Origin of the sequence: Gracilibacillus saliphilus, assembly GCF_010994085.1 — a bacterium.
Taxonomy (GTDB): Bacteria; Bacillota; Bacilli; order Bacillales; family Amphibacillaceae; genus Gracilibacillus; species Gracilibacillus lacisalsi.
This window is the reverse complement of sequence record NZ_WJEB01000066.1, coordinates 1-2,480: the sequence shown is the minus strand read 5'-3', so window position 1 is coordinate 2,480 and position 2,480 is coordinate 1. Positions and strand designations below refer to the sequence as shown.

At 31.6% G+C, this 2,480-nt stretch carries 5 protein-coding genes; all 5 read right to left on the bottom strand.

What is annotated here, in order from left to right:
* Positions 1 to 161: 161 nt before the first annotated feature.
* Entirely contained in the window at positions 162 to 584 is a 423-nt protein-coding gene (locus GHT08_RS21800) for an immunity protein YezG family protein (protein ID WP_163583488.1), read from the bottom strand.
* Between the two features lie 192 nt (positions 585 to 776).
* Positions 777 to 1,247, bottom strand: coding sequence for an antitoxin YezG family protein (locus GHT08_RS21795; RefSeq protein WP_163583487.1), 471 nt, complete (start codon positions 1,245 to 1,247; stop codon positions 777 to 779).
* A gap of 103 nt (positions 1,248 to 1,350) precedes the next feature.
* Complete coding sequence (locus GHT08_RS22345) at positions 1,351 to 1,449, bottom strand: DNA/RNA non-specific endonuclease (RefSeq protein ID WP_238343652.1); 99 nt, start codon at positions 1,447 to 1,449, stop codon at positions 1,351 to 1,353.
* Positions 1,450 to 1,520: 71 nt separating this feature from the next.
* Positions 1,521 to 2,096, bottom strand: coding sequence for a suppressor of fused domain protein (locus tag GHT08_RS21785; protein WP_163583486.1), 576 nt, complete (start codon positions 2,094 to 2,096; stop codon positions 1,521 to 1,523).
* Between the two features lie 29 nt (positions 2,097 to 2,125).
* The coding region (locus GHT08_RS22340; protein WP_238343651.1) for an HNH/ENDO VII family nuclease at positions 2,126 to 2,480 on the bottom strand (355 nt) is incomplete at its 5' end.

Below are 2,480 nucleotides of genomic sequence, written 5' to 3'. Positions count from 1 at the left end.
CCGAACATATCTTTGCCGGTAATATATTCGCGATTACAAGTTATCAGTTTTTTTCCAATTTTCTAGGGTTTTAGAAATAAATTATTTAGTTATAAAAAAGCCTTGATAGAGATTAAACACTCGATCAAGGTTAATAATTTGTAAATTGGTTGGGTCTTACATTAATTATTATTCTTTATTTCTTCAAACCAGCTCCTAGCTATCGATTTTGCAGTCTGATTAGGGTTATTGGTATGTACAAGATCATATTGATAGTTTGCTGTTAATTTATTCCCTTGCACATCATAAATTAACTTAATTTCTGTTGGCATTTCACGGTTATATTTATTACATAATTTAATCATTTCTTTAATATTATCATTTATAATTTTCACAACCGCTTTTTGTCGATCTACAGACGTATCATAGGAGAAGTTTTCAATGTTCTCAACATCATTTATTGCATCATTGAGTTTGTGTCTCTCAACAATCTTTCCATTGATATTGTAAAAAAAGTCACTTGAAATAAGCCCCTCTTCATATGAACAATATATATATATTTTATTCGCTCTTTCAAAAACATATTCTAAACATATTGAAACCATATCTGCTTGTAATTTTGAAAAGTAATCTTCAAATTCCTTCCCTATAAAAAATCACCTCTTATTCAAGTATATATTAAACAAAACATAAGATTAGTCAATTTATGGGTATTTATTGGTCTTACGTTAAGTTCCAATTATACGTCTTTCTTAACTGTTATAAAAGACGCCTATTACTTATACATAATTCAGAAATTATTCCAGTTTTAAGAAATAGTTTTCTAAATGCTTTTTACCAGAATTGCTTTTAGGTATAATGCCAAGATGTTCAAACTTCCAGATGGTTTTCCTTTTATGTGGATCTGTATTTGAAAGATCATCATAATTGAAATCAATGTTGAACTTTCCTGACTTATCAAAAACCATAGTGAAATTTGTCCAAGGATCTTGACCAGTATCTTTAAATGCTATCCAAAGTTCTTGTATAAAATCAACTAATCGCTCCCATTTTTCTTTGTATTCAATTTCACTAACGGTAAATAGTTCACTAATATCATGACTGTAGATAGGTTTATCACTGCCTTGCGGATAATAATAGAAATAAGCAGTCTGAGATCCTTCAACAACCTCACCGTATAAATAAACCTTAGACCATTCTTCTGGTACAGTTTCTACCACAACCTCCGCTATCTGTTGATATAAGCTATCAAATTGTTCTTCATTCATCTAACTTTCTCCCTCCCGGTTCATTATCAAATCGTTTAATTTCCCATTCATCATCACCAATTTTATACTTAATATCAAAACTTTCTGGGCGTTGTGAATTCCCCTAATAGTTTGGGGTTATTTTCACCTTTACTTCATCACCATGTTTAAGTGCATCTGCCCATGTATTCTCAAGTTTTTTCCATTCACCTTTATTTAACAATTAATTCATTCGACACTAGGTCTATAAATAACAACCCTGAAAAGCAACAGCTATTCAGCGTTAAATAATAGTTATATAACTGAATTTCTACTAATATCAAATATATCTATGTCTTTTTCTTCAAACAAGTCTTCTAAAGCTTCTGTTCCTTCTCTCTCAGCAAATAATAACTCTTTTGTAAAAATTGGTACTGCAAGTAACCATGTAACTTTCTTATCAATAAAGTCTAGGGAAATAAGTTTTTCCCATAAAAAAGGTGAAGTAAATAATACATGTTCCATCTCACTATCAGGATAGTACATTCTTACTACCCCTTTAAATATTTCACCATGAGTGATAGACAACTTTGTATTTATAATATTGAAGGCACATGTAGATAATACATTCGGAAAGAGTTCAAACATGGTTGCACTAGCCCCGACAATTTCTACTCGCAAAGTTTTTTCATCAACTGAGTATCCAATTGAATAATCAGATAAACCAATTGTAGAATAAGAAGTAACACCCTCATGAGGTCTATCTATAGTCGATAAGATATCAACATTGCTCACATTATTTTCATCCCAATATTTTGAAACACTAGGTTTTCCCCCAAATGCTTCTAAAGCAGTTCTTGCAATAATTTTGTTCGCTTTAGTAACTGTCATACTAAACCTCCTACAATCATAATTAATTATTAATCACCAAAATAAGCATCTGTTAAATCTTCTCCCTTATGACTTCTATTTGAGGAAGGCAATTCTGGATAATAATGGTCTGGGTTATTATGTTCATCTAAAAATTCCTTCCTTGATATACCTCGTTCCATTGCACTTTGTTGGTGTTTTCTAAATTCATAACCTGGTTTGTGCCCCATACCCCACGGCTCATCTTTATGCATAAGTGTGCCAGTAAGTGGGTCTCTTACATTACCATCTGTGTCTTTAGCTTTTTCCCAGACTTCATCTCTAACGCCTTTTCTATATCCAGAAGGTCTTTTATACGTTTTATCAAGATTACCTTTACCCTTAGTACCATTCCCAACTCTACTT